A 20,290-nucleotide genomic window follows, 5' to 3' on the forward strand; every position below is an offset into this window, starting at 1 on the left:
TTTATTTGGAGTCGAGTTCTAGATTTTCATCACCCGGTTCATAGTTGAGAAACACGAGCAATAGGGTCATCATCTCATCTGTAGTCTTCATATCATTGGCCGAGAAAACCATTCTTGGCGGACTAGTCGGGTTGTTTGGATTTTCTTTTGTGTTGTCATATAAGGCTTCAATGGTGAGCACCGATCCTTTAGGCACTTTTACCAGCTTTTTATAACGGTATATTTCCTGCCATTTGAAGTCCCAGTCGGGAATGTAAACCAGCGGGATGGTATCATTTTGCGGGGTAACTGCGTAAGATTTGAACTTTTTGCCCAATAGGTGCATGTGCGGCCATACGTATAGCAGTGACTGATCCTGAGGAGTGACGATTTTCAACTCGAAAGACTTCATGGTATCGGCAGGGATCATGAAATACGGCTCGATCGCTCGTTCACCGACTCCGGCGGAACCCAGACTGACAACACTAACCTTTCGCTTTACCGGATTTTTTGTGAAAAAGAAATTGATGCCAGAAAAATCTTCCTGATCTTTTCCGGATGGGGCATAATGAATGGTGAGCAGAATAACCCCCCGTTTGGGCATCACCCATCCAAAATCCCTGGGGTATGATTCGAAAGAAGTGCCTGGTATCCAGCCCCCATAGTAGTCCATCTGCTTTTTAAACGGAAGGTACTGGTCGTACTGGGTACGGTCTGTGCCACTCAGGTCAACGAATTCTGCTCCCTGCATGATGTCTATGTCGGCATCAACCGGATGCACTGCAAAGTTTGCATGGTGCACGACCTGCTTATTGCTGGAGATAAATTCAACCGCTTCTACATTTTGTTCTTTTCCAAAATCGAAGGGGATTTTATAGACGATAAAACGCTCGGAATTGTCTCCCTTGAGTGCGAACGGTTTTGCAATTTTAAGTGAGGTATCGGGTTTGCGGCTATATTGTGTTCCAGCGACAAAAGTGAATTCGGGGTCTTTAGACTTCTTTTTTCCTTCAGGCACTTTATTATCCACCCATTTGAGAATCAATTGTTTTTGTGCTGCTGTCAGGGAACGCTCATTATGGAAACTCCGGTAGGTGTTGTCGGGCTTCCATGGCGGCATATATCCTGAACTCACAACTTTTTTAATGAAGGAGGCACGCTTGGCAACATCCTGATAGGTGATCAGCGAAAACGGGCCAGCTTCGCCGGGGCGGTGACAAGGAGTGCATTTACTGTAAATGATTGGTGCGATATCTTTGTGAAAAGTGACTTTCTGTGCGATAGCCTGTACATACAGCAGGATCAGTGATAATAGGATCAGAGTTCGTCTCATAGAAGCATATGTTTTATAGATCATTGATCAGGCAACCGACTGGTTTGGTCTGTTTAGTAATCACAGGCCGATTTAACCCGGATTGCAGGATGGCGCTCGCCAGATATTTATCTGTAATTACTTTTCGCTTTTGGCCCAGACTTGATGGCCAGTTGTCAATAAGCCCTCTGTAGACAACTATGCCCAGCTCGTTGATAAATATCGATTCCGGGGTGGTCGTTGCTCCAAGGTGACGGCTCAACTTTTTATCCTGGTCAAGCAATAGGGTGAACCCAGGCTTATAATCTTTGTGGAAGCGTTTTAGTTCGTCCACTGCATAGGCTTTTCCCGGGAAGACGGCATAAAATGCGATTTCAGGATGTGACTTTTGTAAATCTGTAAGCACTGGTACATAGTTCCGGCACAATGGACATTCGGGTGAGAACATTATAAAAACTGTGGGTTTCTGTCCGTTTATCTGCACAGTTTTACCACTGAGGTCTTTCAAAGAGATTTGGCTTATTTTTTTCCAGGAAATGCCGCTGCCCTGCGCATGTGCCCCTAAGCTAAGGCAAAGGATTAAACAAATAAGTTGGAAAGATTTACCCATACAAAAATCCTATTAAAAATTAAGGGTGCCTTAAACAAGGCACCCTTAATACAGTAAATTTACTGATTATTTTTTATCCCACCATACGCGTCCAAAAATATCACTTGGACTGGTACCCCAATCTGGATCTGCCTTTTTCATATCGTCATAAGCAGTAATGATATTCTCATAATTTAGGTTGGTTACGTTAGGAAAAGGCAATGAAGCCCTTCTAGGAATCGCTTGTTCTGTCCCTTGCGCAATCAATTTTTCTAGTTGTAATACGCTGGTGCTGTTAGGGAAACCAGTGCGTTTGTATATCGCCCATGCTTCGTTCGGCTGCTTGAAGAAATGCAGGTAGGCCTGGCATGCGATCATTTCAACGCCTTTTGCAGCATTGTAAGCCACTCCAGGTTTCGTCAGGTATGCATTGATCTCTGTAGCAGTTGCAGGCACATAATTATCATTATTGTTTCTATCAACAATCTTAGCCCTGTTTGCCATGTCATCATACTGTTGGATGGAAGCAGTGATACCTTTATCATACCATTCTTTAGCATTGTCGGCCGTTAAGGTCTTTGCTGCCAGTTCTGCTCTCATGAAGCAATAGTCAGCATAAGTTACTAAAGGGAAAAAATTAACACCTGTTCCACCGTTTTCACCTGCTGCAAATAAACGTGGTTGAAGATTAGATAATGTATCTAATGCCAGGGTACCACCAGTGGCAGGAGTAATCGATACGCTATTGAAAAACTTTGCGAAATCAGCAGCTGCAGCAGCATCAGGGCTGGTTGCCACCCCATAATAACGTCTTGCATCATACACCGCACTTGCCGGAATTTTACCCTGTGCTTTTGCTAAATTGAAATTATCCTGTGAGAAAAGGTTAGGTTGATAAAAGAACCTGATCCTCGGATCTGAATTGGTGTACATGAAATCAACTACCGGCCTCGGCGCCCTTAAATTAAGTGCAGACCAGTCACCACCCAACGCAAATGTATTGGCACCTTCAAATATCCAGCTATCAGTGTTGTCAGCCATCAGGTTAGTCGCACCATTGGCCAAAACTTCCTGAATGCGTGTAGCCATTTTAGTAGGGTTCCTCTTCATCAGACGCATAGCAATACGCATACGTATTGCGTTTGCAGTTTTAACCCATTTAACAGCTGATCCTCCAAAAAACATATCTGAAGTTCCGTATGAAGTTTGAGGAACTGCGGGTGCTGCCGCCAGTTGTGACGCAGCCATTTTGATTTCGTTATCTACAATATCAAATAATTGTTCCTGAGTATCGTATTTTGGGGTAAATGTACCTCCGTATTTGCCTTGGAAAGCTTCGGAATAAGCGAGGCTGCCATTGATATCGGAAACGTAAAATGCGTAGTACGCTCTGACTATTCTTGAGATAGCAATCTGGTGAACTCTCTTCGCCTGCTCTTCTTCAGACATTCCCGAAACGAGTTGCTCGATATCAGTTAGAGATGCACCTATACCTGGATAGAACATTGTGTAACGTTTATTTCTTAAGCTACCGGATTCACTGACAAATCCAACGCCGTTTCCGTTTAAAGGGGTAGACATTTGCATCCAGGGCATTATACCGCGCAGGTTGTCATAATACCACTCTTCGCGATCATCCATGAGACGAATGGAAGCATTGAAAAACTGCTGTTCTGGGGTAATTTTATCTAAGATCTGGGGGTTTGTGTTGAGCTCGACAAACTTTTCTTTTTTACAAGAAGACATTGTGATGCATCCAAAAACCGCCAAACCCATCAATACTCTATATGTTGTTTTCATGTTGTTTTTTTTAACTATTAAACTTGTTTCTATAAACTACCTTTAATTGATAAGGCAAAGGTACGTGTATATGGCGCGCCACCATACTCAGCAAACGCGCCCGGTGCGTTAGAGAACAAAGACTCCGGGTGGATGTGATCTGGCAATCCATTATAGATGTACGTTAAATTTCTTGCTGTCAAACCAATGCTCAGCCTGTTGAAGCTAATTTTTTCAGCATATTTTTTAGGGAGTGTATAGCCAACTGAAACTTCTCTCAAGGCAACCCAATTGTTTTCAAATGTAGAGTATTCCCGGATACCTGTAGCCCACTGCGTCAAACGTGCATAGTGGATACGTGCGCTAACTGGCTGGATTAACCCTTGAGCAACTGCATCTGCGAAAGTTTTGCCGCCAACATTCACGTTGTTGATGATTGTTCCATCAGCAAAAATTCCTTCAGGCATTATACCGTCATTGAAAGTACCAGTAACAGCGCCCTGTGCATTGAAAGTTTTTCTCTCCACACCACCGTACTCAGCAGAACGACCAAACAGGGTGCTTTCGAATGCACCGTAGTTCGATCCATACTGGTGCGATGCAGAAGTCATTAAACCGCCAACCTTAGCATCAATCTGGAAATTCAGGTTAAAGTCTTTGTAACGCAAGTTATTGATGGTACTGGCAGTGAATTTCTCCATCATCGTACCCAGCTTTTTATTGCCCTGACCTGCATCACCATTCCTCCAGTAACTACCATTTGCTTTCAGCAATTTCTGACCGTTTCTTGGATCATCAATATTATTTCCATTAGCGTCTTTTGCCTGATAGCTGGCAAATCCATATCCCGTGTAAATTGTTCCGTAGTCTTCACCTTCAATAGCAACAGAAGCCATATCAGCTCCAAATGCGTTTGCCAATGTTAATGCAGTTACTCCAGGGAATAGCTTTACAACTTTGTTCCTGTTTCTTGCGAAGTTCACAGAAGCATTCCATTCGAAATTTGTGGATTTCACAGGAGTCGCATTAAGCAAGAGCTCTACCCCTTGATTTTGGATATTACCTGCATTTACCAATTGTCTTTCTACACCACTCTCTCTTGGAACTTCAAGACCGATAATCTGGTTGTATGAGTTCTTTTTGTAAAAGGTAAAATCAATTCCAAATCTGTCATTAAAGAATCTCATTTCTGTACCGATCTCGAACTCCTTTGTCAACTCATTTTTTAAATTATCATTTCCTTTGATGTACTCAGGATAACCGTAACGCGGCGTCTGAACAGTCCCGGTACCACTAGATGCAACATCTGTATAGATTCCCAGGAAGCCATATTTACCACGGCTGGTTTCGTAAGGATTTGTACCCAAACCTGTATGACCATAGTTAGCCCTCAATTTACCATAGGATAAGAATCCAAGTGCAGCATTGTCTTTAACCAGTTCCGAGAAGACGAAAGACAATCCAACAGATGGATAAAGGTATGAATAGTCTCCGTGTCCGTCAGGATATGTCAGCGTAGAAGAACGGTCATTACGTAAACTTGCATTTAAAGTCAAGAAGTTTCTATAGCTGATATCACCGAATGCATATACTGCATCAGTTCTGATGCTTCCATCTAAAGTGATATCAGTGACAAATGGATTCGCGGAGTTGCCTAGATAAAATCTTCCCGGATCTTTTAGTCCACCATCAGTTCTTGATCTGGTACCTCTTCTGCCGAAATCTGTTAGCTTCTCACCTCCTAAACTAAAGTTGTAATCGAAGTCCTCACTAATTTTATTGCTTGCGTTCAGCAAGAATTGTAACCTGGTGCTACGTTGGTCAATTTGTCCTAATGCATACTCACCGCCTGTGAAGTTGACACCAGAACCTATGTTTCTGGTTTCAGAATTGATGTTTACCTGGTTTAATGTTCCACGAACCATTGCATTTAACCACGGAGTGATATTGCTGGTAACTTCAATGTTTCCACGGAAATTGTTTTCTTTTTGCCTGTTGTTCTGATTGTACAGGTCAAACCAGAATGAAGAAAGACCGTATGGATCAGCGTCACCTTGTTTTGCACCACCGTTACTTTCGTCCCTATAATTGTTTTTCCAGTACTGCGTATCGTAGTTTCTTGGATTACCATAGACAAAGGCAAATAATGGACTTGAATTTCCGCCTTGTCTCATTGGATTCTTCGCGCTTCCCACTGTATAATTTACCCCAGCCTCTACATTGAATAGTTTACCCAGTTTATGAGAGCCCCTGAAGTCAACTGCATCCCTGTTGAACTGGTTATTTGGCAAAATACCTTTGCTTCCGAAACGGGTATATGACAACCTGAAATTTCCATCGTCATTTGCTCCCTGGAACGCAAGATTAGAAGTATTGTAGATGCCTGTATCAAAAATATCTAAAAGGTTATCCGGTTTAGCATCCCATTTAATCATTCTACCGTCGATGTCTTTCACCTCACTGCCATCAAATTTAGGTCCGAAGCCCCAGAAATAGTTGGCTGCGTCTACTTGAGGCACACCATTCGCATCATTCGCGAAAGTTGGGTTGATACCTGCACCGAAAACGTTCTGCACGTCAAAAACACGGTAAGCTTCCTCAACTGTCTGAGTATGAGAGAAGGAAATACCTAATCCCTGATTTGCCCTACCTTTTTTAGAGGTGATTAAAAGCACCCCATTCTGAGCTCTGGAGCCGTATAGTGAACTTGCTGCGGCACCTTTTAAAACAGTAACGCTTTCATAATCATCAGCATTCAGGTTTTTCATAATGTTACCAAAATCCTCAGGACTGTTTCCATAAGAATCTGCTCCTGTCACACCAGGCTGTATCAATACACCATCGATGACTACCAATGGCTGAGTGTTTGGACTCAATGAAGAGTTACCACGAATCCTGATCCTTGACGAGGACTGCGGACCGCCAGCACCTTGATTGATCACCACACCGGCCACTTTACCGTTCAGTGCGTTCACAATGTTTGGTTCATTGGCTCTAACCAAATCGTCTCCTTTAACCTCTTGAATAGAATAACTTAATTTTCTGGTCTGCTGTCTTACCCCGAAACCTGTAGTTACGACTACTTCATTTAAGGTTTGATCATCCTCTTTCAACACCACACTTACTGTCGTCTTGTCACCAATGGTGATTTCCTGAGCAACGAAACCAATCAGGGAAACCCTGATCACACTCTGTGCTCCAAGTGTAAGTGTAAATTGACCTGCACTATTGGTAGCTGTACCATTACTGCTTCCTACCTCCAGTACAGTAGCGCCAGGCAAGGCCTGTCCTCTTTCGTCTTTCACACTACCCGTAAAAGACTTTTGTGCAAAGGACAATGTTGCAGATAACATCAACACCATCATCCAGAGACACCTTAAGTAAATTTGTTTCATTTTGATTAGTTTAAGATTAGTAATTATATGATTAGGGTATTATAAAATGCTTTTAGTTAAACTGACAATTCTCTACTATTAAGATCGCAGCACCCAGCAGTTCAGCGGTATCTGCAAGGTCAGAAACTACAATAGTTGTCTGATCTGCAATCCTGCTGATACAAAATTCATTCATGGCCTGCTGTATCGGGGCCATCAAAATTTTCCCGGCAATTGCCCCACGTCCTGCAACGACAATTAGTTCGGGGTTCATGATGTGAATCAGCGTGGCAATTCCTTTTCCTATAAGAAATGCGGCTTCTGACAGAATAGACACCGCCAAAGGGTCGCCGTCCCTCGCTGCAACCAAAAAATGATCACCAGGTAATTTTGACTTGTCTTTAAAAAGAGCCTCCAGTCTGGAACTGACCCCATTTGCAATTTCCTTTTCCGCACGCTCTACTAATACCAGCAGGGAAGTATCGACTTCTAAGCAACCTCGTTTACCACAAGAACACAGCTTATTGGTTTGTGACAGCGGGATGTGGCTAAACTCTCCTGCAAAACCGCTATGGCCACGGAAAAGACTGCCATTGATGATCATCCCAAGCCCACTACCCCAACCCACATTTACTACCAACACTTCTTTCAGGTTTTGCCCGGCACCAAACCTAAGTTCTGCAAGCGCGGTCAAGCTTGAATCGTTATCAATAAATACAGGCAAGCCAAGTTCCTTACTTAAGTGATTTCTTAGACTACCGTTGTTTTTTAATTTAAAGAAAGTGTAGTTTATGCCTTGCTTAGTATTAATAAAGCCCGGCATACCGATACCGATCCCTAAAATTTCCTCCACAGGGATATTGGATTGTTGCAGGTAGCCCTTCAAAAATTTAATTAAAATCTCAATGTCTTCTGGATTTTCGGTAAGGGTGAAGGAAAGACTTGCTGATCCCTGGCGGACATTGTTTAGCAGGTCGTAAATCACGACTCTTGTGACCAATTGATCCATTGCTACGGATACCAGGAACCTCTTTTTAGCAGGATTGATCAGATACATGACGGCCCTGCGACCACCGGTTGACTTTGAAAGCGCAGACTCCAGTACATAACCTTCTGCAATAAGATCCATCACAGCGCTTGTTACAATTGGAACGCTTTTATGTATCAACTTACTCAACTCGGTAATGGTAAGTGATTTGTGGAAATAAAGATACTTGATCACATCCCTCCTAAGCTGGTGATACTTTTTTAATGTGGCGGTTAGTGGTTTGGCTTGCATACCCAAACATAGCAAAAAAAATATTTAATCAAACAATCTTAGTAAAAAATTTATTAATGAAGATGTTCTTAAAAATATAATAGCTATCAAATCTCTGTTTTGGCAGAGAAAAAAGGTTTTAGCAAAAAATATCTCGTTGATTGAATTAACAATTTTTCTGTCGTGAATGGCGGATTATCCGAAAAAAAGTAGTCTACGATCCGTATTGAACTGACCAATTAGACAATTACATAGCGTACAATAAGGCCTTTGTCCAGCTTTATAGAAGCTAAATGAAAAAACAGCGAATAAAAAATTAAAAATTGTAGCCCTAAAAATCGGTATACAAATTCCTGAAACTACTACGTAGTCCTATGGTAAACCAATTGCTATTGTATTGATAACCGTTGTCTAGCTTTTCCTGGCGCAGTATGCTGCCAAACTCCACTCTGAGATTATATTTCGGATTTAACAAATACGCTACTTTTATCTCACCATAAAAAAGATCTGTACCCACTCCCTGTCCGATCCTGTTTCCAAAAGTATCCGGGATACCGTAATCATAACTTTTAAAAATATTTTTACCATAGTTAAACCCACCTTCATCCAGCCCGTACTGAGCGTAAAGTAATTGTCCCTGAACATCAAAACGCTTATAAGAATAATTGAGGATACCAAGCACCTCCCGGAAATTGGCACCGAATGGATGGGCCAATGCCTGGTTATAATGGGCATAATTTGATACTCGGTTGAAATGTGAATAGGTATATGGCCGGGCGGTATTAAATTCAGCCAGGTAATTCAAATTTTTAACATTTAACAGATCTGAACCTTTAAGACCTACCTGCAGCGCCCATTTGTTACCCCAATAACCATTTCCGGCAAAGAACTCTCTGGCTGTAAATTCATCCAGCATAAATTGGCCATACAAGGCCGTATTGTTGAAAACCTCATATTTTAAATTCAAACCAAGCCTCATTTTGTCAGGGGAAAGTGTATTTCCCGATTCCAGTGGTCTGAGGAAAACAAAGGGATGAATATAATTGAAATCAAAGCCTCTTTTCCCCTGAGGTTGGGCATCTGCCCATGTTACTGCCTGAAAAAATCCGGCAGAAAAACGATTGGTAATATTCCAATCAAGGTAATGGATAGCAGCCCATTTTCCACGGGAGCCAAATTCACGCCCGGGGCCAAGTCTCGGCGCTCCCGGATCAAGCATATAAGCAATGATGGTTTGGTATTGAACGTTTCCCAAACTAGCCCGTAAACGAACAAAAGAATAATTTGCAGCATTGTCTGAAAGCAGCATAGACCTGTATCCATCTCCGATGAAATTTTTATCATAACCCAGGGCAAGATTTAAGAATTTATTTGGCGTATAAGAAACCAATGCAGTTACATAAGCCCAGTCTTTAACTGATCCGGATAACTTATCCCCTCCCGACTGTCCCGGAACTACCTGATTGCTGTCTACAAAATAAGTATAATAGTTCGCAAACTTGCCCTGGTTTTCATACCCACTGGTATAAAAGGAAAACTTACTCCCAACATTTCCACCTACCTGAAAACCTCTTGTGTTAAGCCAGGTATCCGTAGAATTACCTGTTTCTACTCCAGCCATAAAATCAGGAAGAAAATCTGCATATATCTGATAATCATCCGAATTGAAATTAAGCAAATGTTCCTGGGTTAACTTTCTCCGTGCCCAGCTCCGCTCGCCCGTAGAATCTACACCTGCATTCATGAGACTATCATATCTTTTTCTAAGCAGGGAATCATCGGCGAAGTAAGCCTTTATAGCGCTATGATGACGTGTATTTACATCATAAACAGACTTATTCAGCTTTTGATAAAATTGATAGGAAAGTGGGATCTGTTGGTTAGGTGTTTGCTGTGCATTTGAAATTAAAAAACAAACCGTGCTGAGGAGCGTAAAAAGTATTTTTTTCATTCTATTGTGTTTATCATTCTCTTAAAAGTGCTTTTTGCTTCCAGATTCGGAATTGGCTGCAATAACAGGGACAAGCTAAGAAAAAGATAGCATAAAAGAAAAAATCCCGGAATACCCGGTCAATTATAATTACTGGTCCTTGCTCCTTTTCTATTTACCCAAACATACCTGTTAGTGGTACATTTAGGACACCAATAAATTCTAATTGGAAGGAATCCCAGTATATTTTTTAAAATAAACCCCCGGGGCACCTGATAGTGGAAATCAGTGTGACATTTCTGACACTTGTAATCTTGATAGCTCATTTAGTTTAGGTAGTGGTTTTATCTATATCAATAATATTGCCAATTGTTACCTGTAATTACGAAAAAAAAGTCCTGATGGTTGTTTAAGCTGTAAAATAACGTTCAACCTCTACATAGAACAAAGGCCTTAACCCCACAAGGTTAAGGCCTTTGTCGCCTTTTTATTAAAATTAGGCGGTTTTATACTTGATCTATTGGGTCAGCCGGAACCGGCTTGCCAGACAATGCTTTTTTTATTTTTTTTGAATTGCTGTCTGCAACGATGTACATGCATGGAACAAGGATCAGCGTCAGGAATGTCGCAAAACTTAACCCAAAGATCATTGTCCAGGACAATGGACCCCAAAACGCTACATTATCGCCACCAAAATAAAGGTGAGGATTGAACTCCGTAAACAGCGTCACGAAATCCAAATTTAAACCAACAGCCAGCGGAACAAGCCCCAGCATGGTAGCGGTAGCTGTCAACAATACGGGTGTCATACGAGTACGTCCAGCCTCTATTATAGCTTCTCTGACTGGCATTCCCTGGGCTACCATCAATTCTGCAAATTCCACCAGCAGGATACCATTGCGGATCACTATCCCTGCAAGTGCAATAATTCCCAGACCGGTCATCACAATGGATAGCTCCATACCGAAAATAGTAACTCCAAGTAAAACCCCTATTATGCTGAACATAATTTCACTAAGAATCAAGAGCGGTTTACTAATGGAGTTAAATTGCAACACCAGGATGATCAGAATAATGAACAATGCACTGATTAGTGCTGTACCCAGAAAAGCTGCAGTTTCCATCTGCTCTTCCTGTTCACCTGCCATTTTTATTTCCACGCCGGCAGGTGCTTTAAATTCATTGATCTCATTCTGAATGCTGGCAACGACTTCGTTAGGGTTGTACTCCGACAACACATTGGAAGAAAGGATAATGATACGTTTTTGCTGCTTACGCTTGATACCTCCGTAGGTATTTATATAATCAATTTTTGCAAAAGCTGAAATGGGAACCTGCCTGATGATGCCATTCATCGCCATATCCCGGTAGGTTACTTTCATGTTCCTTAAAGCTTCGATGTTATTGCGCTGGTCTTCTTTAGCACGTACATTGATCTCATAATCTTCATTTACATCCCTGTATTTTGAAACCTCAAAGCCATACAATGCTGCGCGCAATGAATACCCAACATCCTGGGTAGCTATTCCTTCGCGGTTAGCACGCTCACGGTCGATGTCAAATATAATTTCAGGCTTATTGTTCTGGAAGTCCGATTTAAGTTCCTCTACCCCGGCTATCTGACGGCTGTCCAGATATTTTTTCAACTTGTCTGATGTGAGTGCAATTGAATCAAGGTCATCACCTGTGATCTCAATACTAATGGGTTTGGCCGTTGGTGGCCCTCCCTGCTCCTGCGCAACGGTAATTTTAGCTCCCGGAATACCCTTTACTGCCTCGCGGATTCTGTCCAGATAGGTAAAAGTTCTTTCTCCGGTCCTTAGGCCATAGCTAACGAAAGCAACCGTGACTTTACCCCTGTTGGTATACTCTCCCTGGTCTTCTCCCTGAGGATCTGTAACCCCTACAGTAACATTTGAAATAATGGAGGAAACATCCGGATTGTTACGGCCAACTACCTTTTCTACATTCTTTTCCACCTTTTCCACAACTTTGTTGGTAAAGGCCTGATCAGTACCTACAGGCAATTCAATGTAAACGTATACAAAGTTTGGATCTGCAGTTGGGAAGAACACAATCTTTGGCGGTATAAATGACACAAGGACCAGGGTAAAAATAAACAGGCCTACGGTACTCATGATCATGGTGCGCGGGCGTTTAAGGGCCCAGTTAAGTAAGGTATTATATTTATTAATTACTTTTGGCCAACCCACATTTTGGAATTTCTTGATTACTCCTGTCAGGACAAAATGGTTTAACAGATATAGCAAGGCCATCAGCACCACAAAATTTCCGATGCCAATATTGATCAGGTAGCCAAGCAATGCCACACCTGCCATGATCAATAAAGTACGCTTTACAGGCCTAGTGAAGCCAGGCTTTTCATTTTCATGCTCTACATGCGGCTTCATAAAATCAACTGCAAAAACAGGATTGATAATATAGGCCACCACGAGCGATGCTGATAATGTCACAATTAAGGTAACCGGAAGGAAATACATAAACTCACCGATAATTCCTGGCCAGAACAGCAAAGGGAAGAACGGTGCCAGCGTAGTCAGTGTACCGGAAAGTACAGGCAGAAACACTTCCCCGGTAGCTGTTTTAGCAGCCTTTACAATAGGTACTTTGCCATTGTCAAAAATACGGTGGGTATTTTCAACCACAACTATAGCATCATCTACTACAATTCCCAATCCAAGCAGGAAGGAGAACAGTACCATCATGTTCATGGTAAAATTGAAGTCGAAGACCCCTCCAAGTACCGGCATGGACAGGAAGGCTATGAACATAGAGAGCGGGACTGACAATGCAACAAACAATGCATTGGTAACCCCCATAAAAAACATCAGAATAATGGTTACCAGAATAAAGCCAATAATGATGGTATTGATTAAATCATGTAGGGTGATCCGAGTTTGATTGGACTGGTCGCCTGTAATGGCTATATTCAGTTTTTTTGGAAGGATCGTACCCTGCATATCCTTTAGCATGGCATTGATCTTATCTGATGCTTCGATCAGGTTTTCGCCACTGCGTTTCCTGACATTTAGCGTGATTACATTCTTGCCATAAAGCCTTGCATAGCTGTTTTGTTCTTTAAAGGAATTCTTAACTTCAGCGATGTCTTTTAAATACACTGAACCTCCAGTGGGCGTTTTAAGGAGCAGATTGCCAAGCTCTTCTGCGTCTTTAAATTCCTTTTTAACATTTAAGGTTCTCAGCATACCATCCATTTTCACAGACCCCCCGGAAATGGTCTTATTTTCTTTCCCAACAGCCATAGATATATCGTTGAACGACAGCAGAGCGGCTTCCATTTTACGCAGGTCTACATTGATCTGAATTTCAGGCTCCAGGGCACCTACAATATCCACCCCAGCAATTTCCTTTAAGCCTTCTACTTTGTCTTCAATATCTTCAGCATATTCCTTTAGCTTTTTCAGGTCATAATCTCCCGATATGTTGATAAACATGATCGGTATATCAGAAAGGTTGATATCCATAATTACCGGATCGTCAGGCAGATCTGTTGGAAGGTCTGTTTTTGCTTTATCAACAGCATCTTTAATGCGTTGTTTTGCATCTTTGATATCTATTCCTGTATTAAATTCCGCTGTAATGAAAGAAAAGTCCTGAAAAGAGTTTGAGGTAATCTTCTTTAACCCAAGCGTACCCCGAATTTCTTTTTCCAGTTGTTTTGTTACCAGGTTTTCCATATTGGCAGGCGAGGTACCCGGATACACCGTCTGAACAAATATTTTAGGAATGACTACCTCCGGAAAATTCTCTTTTGGCAGACCCTGATAGGAAAAATAGCCGGCAAGGATCAGTATACAGGTAAATACATAGATCGCTGTTCTGTTGTCTATAGCCCAACTGGACGGGCCAAATTCTTTACTTACATCCTTCATATGATGATATAATAATCGTGAGTAACATTTTATAGTTTTACGGCATCGCCATCATTAAGATCCTGAAAACCTGCTGTGATCACCTGATCTCCGGCTTTAAGACCAGACAATACTTCGGCCTTACCATCTGATACTTTACCTGTTTTGATATTGGTCCTTTTAGCCTTGCCATTGCTGGCTACAAAAACATATTCACTGGTTTCTGATCTTTGGATACTATTCACAGGAACAATTAAAGCTTTGTCATTCTTGTAGTCAACTATCTTCAATACCGCAACCATATTTGGTCTGAAGCGTTTATTTGATGGCAGTTTTACTTCCACATTAAAGCCTCTGGATACCGGATCGATTACTTTGGCGGCAAAGGAAATTTTAGCTTGCAAACTATCCTGCGCATCAGGCAGCGATACCTCTACGTCATCGCCCTGATTAACCCTTCCTGCATAAGTTTCTGCTACTAGTGCAATTACTTTTAGTTTGCTGGCATTGACTATTCTAATACCGGTAGGCTGTCCGGGAGCTACCGACTGTCCTACTTTTAAATCCATCGCATCCACCGTTCCGGAAACGGGGCTTTTAATTTTGCTCATAGCTGCCTGCGACTGCAGTCCGGATAATTGCCTTTGCAGTCCTTCCTTCTGACTTTTCGCCGTAAGGTATTGAACCTCTGTCCCGATTTTCTGGTCCCAAAGATTTTTCTGACGGGCAAACACAGTCTCAGCCAGCTCAAGCTGCGTCTGCAGCTGGGCTACGCTCTGACTCAGCACTTTGTCATCCAGTCGCGCAATCACCTGGCCTTTGCTAACCTGCTGGCCTACCTTTACGAAGATAGCGGTCACCGAACCGGGAACTTCAGGTGTGATTTCAACATTATCTTCTGCGTCAACCTTGCCCTGCACTTCAAGAAAATTCCTGAACACAGTTTCATTCACGGTGGTTGCGGTTACATCTTTTGCTTCCACGGTACTTTGTTCTTTTCCAAGCTCGGCCTGCAACTTGTCTATTTTTGCATTCAACTCCGTTCTTTGCTTTTTTAATTGCTCGAGTTCTGTTTTTTTGTCTTTCGGCTGATCTGAACCGCAGGAAGCCAGAAACATAATGAGGGCGATGGCGTATATTGCTTTCATTGTAAATGATTTATTTGATTTAAAGCTTTAATGGCTTACTAATAATTTATTTGTCCGGTTGCTTGCTGCAGATTTACTTTATTGATCAGCAAATCATAAAGCGCTTTGATATAGTTGTTCTGGGCCTCTTTTAAGGAAGTTTCGGCAGTAGTGACTTCAATGCTAGAACCAACGCCTTGTTCGTATTTAATGCGGGTGACCCGCAGGATCTCCCTGGCAAGACCCAAATTCCGCTCCTGGTTTTCGACCGAACGCAGACTGTTTGCATACATTTTCTGACTAACAGAGATCTCCTGGGCAATCCCGTTTTTAAGATTGAAAAGATTGTTATCAGTCTTCATAATGGCCAGCTTTGCATTGCGCATCTGGTAAATCCTCTGCCCGCCATTGATTAAATTCCAGGAAAACGTAAGCCCAATTACTGAAGTCGGAAAATTCCGGCTATATAGATCTGTAAAATCATTAGATTGAAAACTCTTATTGGCACTTGCAAAACCTTTTAATGTAGGCAAAAACTGGCTTTTATACCTTTTGAAATCTAGCTCATCCAATTTTCTCTGGGTCTCTAAAAGTGAATATTCAATCCGGTTTCTATATGCAGCACTGTCTATTACCTGTACCTGAACAGATTCTGAGCGTACATCACTGATTTTGTCTGTAAGTTCAAGGCCTGCCTGTATCGGCATACCCATCTGAAATTTCAGCAAGTCTACATTGACTACCAATAGCCTAGTTACATTTTCACGCTCCGTTTCAAGGTTATTTTTTAAGACCTGCAACCTGTCTACATCAATTTTCTCCGCAAAACCATTTTTAAACAATGCCTCAGTATCATTTATTGATTTAGTCAATTGAGATAAATTTGCATCAATAAGACCCAGTTGCTCAGTACTAACCAATGCTGAATAATAGGCTTTTGTAACCGCAACAACCGTTTCAATTCTGGTACGGGTACTGTTTCTTACAGACAATTCCTTATATGTTTTCGATGCCTGAAGCCCTACAATATAGCTGCCGTCAAATATCAGCTGGTTGAGTTCTATCCCAACCGAGGAATTGTACTTTACACCAAACTGGACAGGTATCTGTGTTCCCGGCTGACCAAAAACCTCTCCCGGCAACAAGCTGGTAGGTACTTTGAGATAGTCCTGAAAGTTAAAATTGGTAGAAACCTGTGGCAACCCTATGCCTACAGTCTGCCTGACTGTATTTTTAGCGATCTCTTCATCAATTCCGGCATTCAATACATTTGACTGATGTGCGAGTGCATAATCAATTGCCTGTTTCAGGCTAAAACTGTTGCTTTGGGAATCAGCTGTCTGGGCCCTGGCCATAGTATGGGCCATAAATAGCAGCAAGATTATGAAATGGATTTTATTCTTCATATATAATTTTACTTTGTAAATGCCTTGTCTCTATTCGAAGTTAATTATTTTTTACCGCCAAAAACACTAAAATTAGTTATGACTAAATAATATTGTGGTGTCAGCTCAAATATATACCCATTTATTAACACCAAGTGGGTGCATATGAGACAAAGAAAGGGTAGAATTGTGACAAAAAAATCAGAAAAAAAAACAGGCGTCTAAATTAGACGCCTGTAACAGAGAGGTATTAATCAATAATTCGTTTTTAGTCGAGCAATTCTGCCAGTTTTTTATTCAATTTTTCGCCGGTCAAATGAGCACCCACAATTTTCCCATCCGGACTTACTAAAAAGTTTGCCGGAACACCTGAAATACCGTACACCTTTCTTGCATCACTTTCCCATCCCTTCAGGTCAGAAACCTGGGTCCAGGTAAGGCCGTCTTTCTTGATCGCTTCCAGCCATTTGGCCTTGTCGCTATCTACAGAAACCCCAAGAATCTCAAATCCTTTGTCCTTATAGGCAGCATATTGTTTTAGCAGATTTGGGCTCTCAGCGCGACAAGGCGCACACCAGCTTGCCCAAAACTCAACCAATACATATTTACCTTTGTAATCACTAAGGGAAACTGACTTTCCATCCACATCCTTTTGCGTAAAGTTTGGAGCAGTAGCACCCAAAGCGGTTACCTTGTCCGCACTCAGCATCTTGTACAAACTTTGTCCGTTATAAGAAAGACGAAGTGCCTCACTCATTTTATTAAATACGGATAGGATCACTTCTGACTTTGCACCATAATTAGCTTCAGACAGACTATACATAGCAAAATAAGAGTTCGGGTTTGCAAGGGCAAATTCTACTATTTTTTTCCTCCTGGAAGCCTGCATCTCAGTCACCTTTTTATCCAGAGCCTTAAAAAAGAGGGTATCGGCCTTCTGCTCAGGAGTCGCCCGGGTCAATGCGGCATTGGCATGGTGATGTATGGTCATCACAGGCGGGCCTACAGCCTTAATAAAGGCGATCGATTCGTCATATACTTTTGAATTTGTCCATTTAGCATTGAATAAAGAATCAGCCGAATTGATCCGGATATTTTCTTTCCCAAAACTTGGATAGATCACATCACCTAGGCCACCTGCGCCATAAATCTCCTTATCCCGTATACCTTCCCGTGAGAGGGTTATGCGTCCGGAAGCAATGTTCTCAATATGTCCGGTAAATTTAAATGTGCCATCTACCAACTCACAGGAATCCGACTTTCCTACGCCATCAGAGCTGTAGTCCAGGTAAATCTTTGCCGGTTTGTTCAGGTTTCCAATTTTACCGGTGATGGTAAAATTAGGGTTTTGGGCCGCTGCAAAAAGCGGCAGCATTGCTGCCAGTATTAATATTTTTGTTCTCATTTTATTGTTATCTATTTTCTACGTCTACAGGGTTGCCAGGAATGCCTTCGATCTTTCTGATCAATGATCCATTTGCCCCGGTAGTAATATTGGTGATCCAAATAGTGTTTTCTGTGCCCACCATCAACGTCTCTTCGTCCTCAGAAAGCTTGAGCATGGTGATCGGTTTACCACCGAAATTGGTAGCCAACTCTCTTATTTCCTCATTAACAGGATTGTAACGCACTACTTTTGATCCTGATGCGATATAGATCACCCCATTTTTGGCCCCTTGCCATTTGGTATCAGCGGTGACAAGGTCAGGACGGATAAATTCACGTTTCTGCTGAGAACGGAAAGTAAACGGCCCGGTAAAGTTTACATTAAATTTGAGTTCATAGAGCTTTCCCTCAGGACCCTTAACGTAAGCATAGCAATCAGCATTATTTAACTGTACAATTTTCACCAGGTCCATCCCTACATTCATCGGGTCGAATATGCTGGCTCCCTCTACTGAATATTGCGTACCGAAATACATAGGTGCACCATACAGGTTTATCCTTACAAACTGCTTCCGGTTGCGGTCGAATCCAATAAAATAGGTGCCTGGGCCAGTTACAGCCATAGTAAATGATGGCGCCAGCTCGTAGTCACCATCTGCAGGCAGTCCAAACATGCCATAGGTACCGGCCTGATCCCACGTACTGGTGGTTCCACCATAAAACTTCCCATTTATAACACCCATCATAACGCCTTGTTCATGTTCCATTAACGACCCGATTTCGAGATCATCCGGTGCGGTGAAAAAGTTTTCGCTGAATGTATTAGGATATCTATCATGTGGCGCCATGGTATTAGGCTCCAGTCTTACACCGCCGTTTTTGGTAATGATCCAATACCCCAGCAATACTCCTCCAGATTGCTTATTTCTGAGTAAAAACAGGTAGCGCGGGTCTACCGGCAGATCCTTTCCCTGCATTGCCTTATACAATCGTGCCTGCATCGTGCCATCTCGCTTAATGAACGAAAACTGTGTAACACCATCCTCAACACTCAATACGGTAGTTCCCGATTCGAAATCCGTGGCTCCGCTTACAGTAAACTTATGGTAATACTTCATCCCATTTGTTTTATTGTGGATGGTAAGCCTGGCATTGTAACGCTGCGCGGCAAGGCCGAATATAATTTTCATTTTGGGACCCGTATACGTTACGTCGTTGCCGATCATCACACTGATTTTCCAGGACAGCTCAATCTCGGCTCCTGCTGGGGCCTTAATTCCCGGATCTATGATCAAGCTATCGCCAACAACCGCTGTATACACCGAGTCTAAAGTAGTAACCTCTGGCTCTGTAGGCATATTGATGTCGTAATCACCCAAATCTTTATGGCAGGCAGAAAGTGAAAATACCATCACCGCCAACAGGCAGATCAATTTTCTAATATCCATGTTTATCTTATTAAATGACTTCATTTCCGTTTTCATCTATAAAGTAATATTTACCATTCTGTACATTTTTTTTCATTAGGGTCTTCTTAGCAGGATTATCCGTATTATAGAAATAATACTGATCTGTACTTCCTGCTGTCACCGCTTCTATCACATATTTTTTTAGCGGGTTTTTCGTTACCCAGTTGAATGGATTGCCGAGCATGGTATTTAGCAGTCCCACGTAATACAAATTCTTGGGTGCATCCAACCCCTCTCTTGTCATCGACTGTTGCCCTGTCACGAGGAAGAAAAGTTCATGCTTAGTTCTCGAATATGGAGGCAATGGCCAGAAATCCCACCAGTCTGGTTTTTCCAACTTAGCAGAAAAAACCACTTTTGCCCTGATCAGATAGGGATTTTCTATTCCTAGCTCCGGCGTCCCTGTCAGTTTGATGATCACAGAAACAGATTGATTCTCCAGTGCTTTGTCTTTGTTGTAGATCACCAAAGGAATATAGCCTAGTCCTTTGCCGGCCGCTATGGAGTAACTTGGTTTTAGTGCTTCATAATGCTGGCCTGCTACCGCTGATGAGGAATCTGTCTCCACCCGGGCTGTAAAAGTCCTGTTTTCTTCCGTCCTGATACCAGCGAGACGTACCGGCAACCATACCGTGTCTTGCGGGAGCGTTGGGGTGTAAGCAAATGTTCTCAGAATGCTGTCTTTATCCCCGTTATGGATGTCAAAGTAGACATTGGCTGCATGATCAAAAAGCTTTTCTTCTGCCTTCTTGCAAGAAGAGGCACAGAGAACTGCGAGTATTATGATAATATATGGTTTCATAAATTTC

General features: G+C 42.2%; 12 protein-coding genes. All 12 read right to left on the reverse strand.

What is annotated here, in order from left to right; all coding sequences use genetic code 11:
- Nucleotide 1 precedes the first annotated feature (1 nt).
- Nucleotides 2-1,312, reverse strand: a complete 1,311-nt coding sequence (locus EZ437_RS01820; RefSeq protein ID WP_205942626.1) for a monooxygenase — start codon at nt 1,310-1,312, stop codon at nt 2-4.
- Nucleotides 1,313-1,325: 13 nt separating this feature from the next.
- Complete coding sequence (locus EZ437_RS01825) at nt 1,326-1,901, reverse strand: redoxin domain-containing protein (protein WP_131592669.1); 576 nt, start codon at nt 1,899-1,901, stop codon at nt 1,326-1,328.
- Between the two features lie 66 nt (nt 1,902-1,967).
- Nucleotides 1,968-3,680, reverse strand: a complete 1,713-nt coding sequence (locus tag EZ437_RS01830; RefSeq protein WP_131592671.1) for a SusD/RagB family nutrient-binding outer membrane lipoprotein — start codon at nt 3,678-3,680, stop codon at nt 1,968-1,970.
- Nucleotides 3,681-3,709: 29 nt separating this feature from the next.
- A complete protein-coding gene (locus tag EZ437_RS01835) occupies nt 3,710-7,054 on the reverse strand; it encodes a SusC/RagA family TonB-linked outer membrane protein (RefSeq protein ID WP_205942627.1) in 3,345 nt (1,114 codons plus the stop codon).
- Between the two features lie 52 nt (nt 7,055-7,106).
- Nucleotides 7,107-8,312, reverse strand: a complete 1,206-nt coding sequence (locus EZ437_RS01840; protein ID WP_131592673.1) for an ROK family protein — start codon at nt 8,310-8,312, stop codon at nt 7,107-7,109.
- Nucleotides 8,313-8,622: 310 nt separating this feature from the next.
- Nucleotides 8,623-10,242, reverse strand: a complete 1,620-nt coding sequence (locus EZ437_RS01845) for a gliding motility protein RemB (RefSeq protein WP_131592675.1) — start codon at nt 10,240-10,242, stop codon at nt 8,623-8,625.
- Nucleotides 10,243-10,727: 485 nt separating this feature from the next.
- Nucleotides 10,728-14,135 carry an efflux RND transporter permease subunit gene (locus tag EZ437_RS01850; RefSeq protein ID WP_131592677.1) on the reverse strand — a complete coding sequence of 1,136 codons (3,408 nt, stop codon included), beginning with the start codon at nt 14,133-14,135 and terminating at the stop codon, nt 10,728-10,730.
- Between the two features lie 29 nt (nt 14,136-14,164).
- Nucleotides 14,165-15,262 carry an efflux RND transporter periplasmic adaptor subunit gene (locus tag EZ437_RS01855; protein WP_131592679.1) on the reverse strand — a complete coding sequence of 366 codons (1,098 nt, stop codon included), beginning with the start codon at nt 15,260-15,262 and terminating at the stop codon, nt 14,165-14,167.
- A 38-nt stretch (nt 15,263-15,300) separates the two neighbouring features.
- Complete coding sequence (locus tag EZ437_RS01860; protein ID WP_131592681.1) at nt 15,301-16,647, reverse strand: TolC family protein; 1,347 nt, start codon at nt 16,645-16,647, stop codon at nt 15,301-15,303.
- 247 nt (nt 16,648-16,894) lie between these two features.
- On the reverse strand, nt 16,895-18,031 hold the full coding sequence (locus tag EZ437_RS01865; RefSeq protein WP_131592683.1) for a TlpA disulfide reductase family protein: 1,137 nt from the start codon (nt 18,029-18,031) through the stop codon (nt 16,895-16,897).
- Between the two features lie 7 nt (nt 18,032-18,038).
- Entirely contained in the window at nt 18,039-19,460 is a 1,422-nt protein-coding gene (locus EZ437_RS01870) for a PKD-like family lipoprotein (RefSeq protein ID WP_165500322.1), read from the reverse strand.
- 10 nt (nt 19,461-19,470) lie between these two features.
- Nucleotides 19,471-20,283 (reverse strand): DUF4843 domain-containing protein, encoded by an 813-nt coding sequence (locus EZ437_RS01875; protein WP_131592687.1) that lies wholly within the window; start codon nt 20,281-20,283, stop codon nt 19,471-19,473.
- Nucleotides 20,284-20,290 lie beyond the last annotated feature (7 nt).

This window comes from Pedobacter psychroterrae (genome assembly GCF_004331695.1).
In the GTDB taxonomy this organism is placed as follows: Bacteria; Bacteroidota; Bacteroidia; order Sphingobacteriales; family Sphingobacteriaceae; genus Pedobacter; species Pedobacter psychroterrae.

What these genes read in the sequence shown, in the direction of transcription:
- EZ437_RS01825 (WP_131592669.1), bottom strand. Translation starts at nt 1,901, where the DNA reads ATGGGTAAATCTTTCCAACTTATTTGTTTAATCCTTTGCCTTAGCTTA.
- EZ437_RS01870 (WP_165500322.1), bottom strand. Translation starts at nt 19,460, where the DNA reads ATGGATATTAGAAAATTGATCTGCCTGTTGGCGGTGATGGTATTTTCA.
- EZ437_RS01875 (WP_131592687.1), bottom strand. Translation starts at nt 20,283, where the DNA reads ATGAAACCATATATTATCATAATACTCGCAGTTCTCTGTGCCTCTTCT.
- EZ437_RS01820 (WP_205942626.1), bottom strand. Translation starts at nt 1,312, where the DNA reads ATGAGACGAACTCTGATCCTATTATCACTGATCCTGCTGTATGTACAG.
- EZ437_RS01840 (WP_131592673.1), bottom strand. Translation starts at nt 8,312, where the DNA reads ATGCAAGCCAAACCACTAACCGCCACATTAAAAAAGTATCACCAGCTT.
- EZ437_RS01850 (WP_131592677.1), bottom strand. Translation starts at nt 14,135, where the DNA reads ATGAAGGATGTAAGTAAAGAATTTGGCCCGTCCAGTTGGGCTATAGAC.
- EZ437_RS01835 (WP_205942627.1), bottom strand. Translation starts at nt 7,054, where the DNA reads ATGAAACAAATTTACTTAAGGTGTCTCTGGATGATGGTGTTGATGTTA.
- EZ437_RS01865 (WP_131592683.1), bottom strand. Translation starts at nt 18,031, where the DNA reads ATGAGAACAAAAATATTAATACTGGCAGCAATGCTGCCGCTTTTTGCA.
- EZ437_RS01845 (WP_131592675.1), bottom strand. Translation starts at nt 10,242, where the DNA reads ATGAAAAAAATACTTTTTACGCTCCTCAGCACGGTTTGTTTTTTAATT.
- EZ437_RS01860 (WP_131592681.1), bottom strand. Translation starts at nt 16,647, where the DNA reads ATGAAGAATAAAATCCATTTCATAATCTTGCTGCTATTTATGGCCCAT.
- EZ437_RS01855 (WP_131592679.1), bottom strand. Translation starts at nt 15,262, where the DNA reads ATGAAAGCAATATACGCCATCGCCCTCATTATGTTTCTGGCTTCCTGC.
- EZ437_RS01830 (WP_131592671.1), bottom strand. Translation starts at nt 3,680, where the DNA reads ATGAAAACAACATATAGAGTATTGATGGGTTTGGCGGTTTTTGGATGC.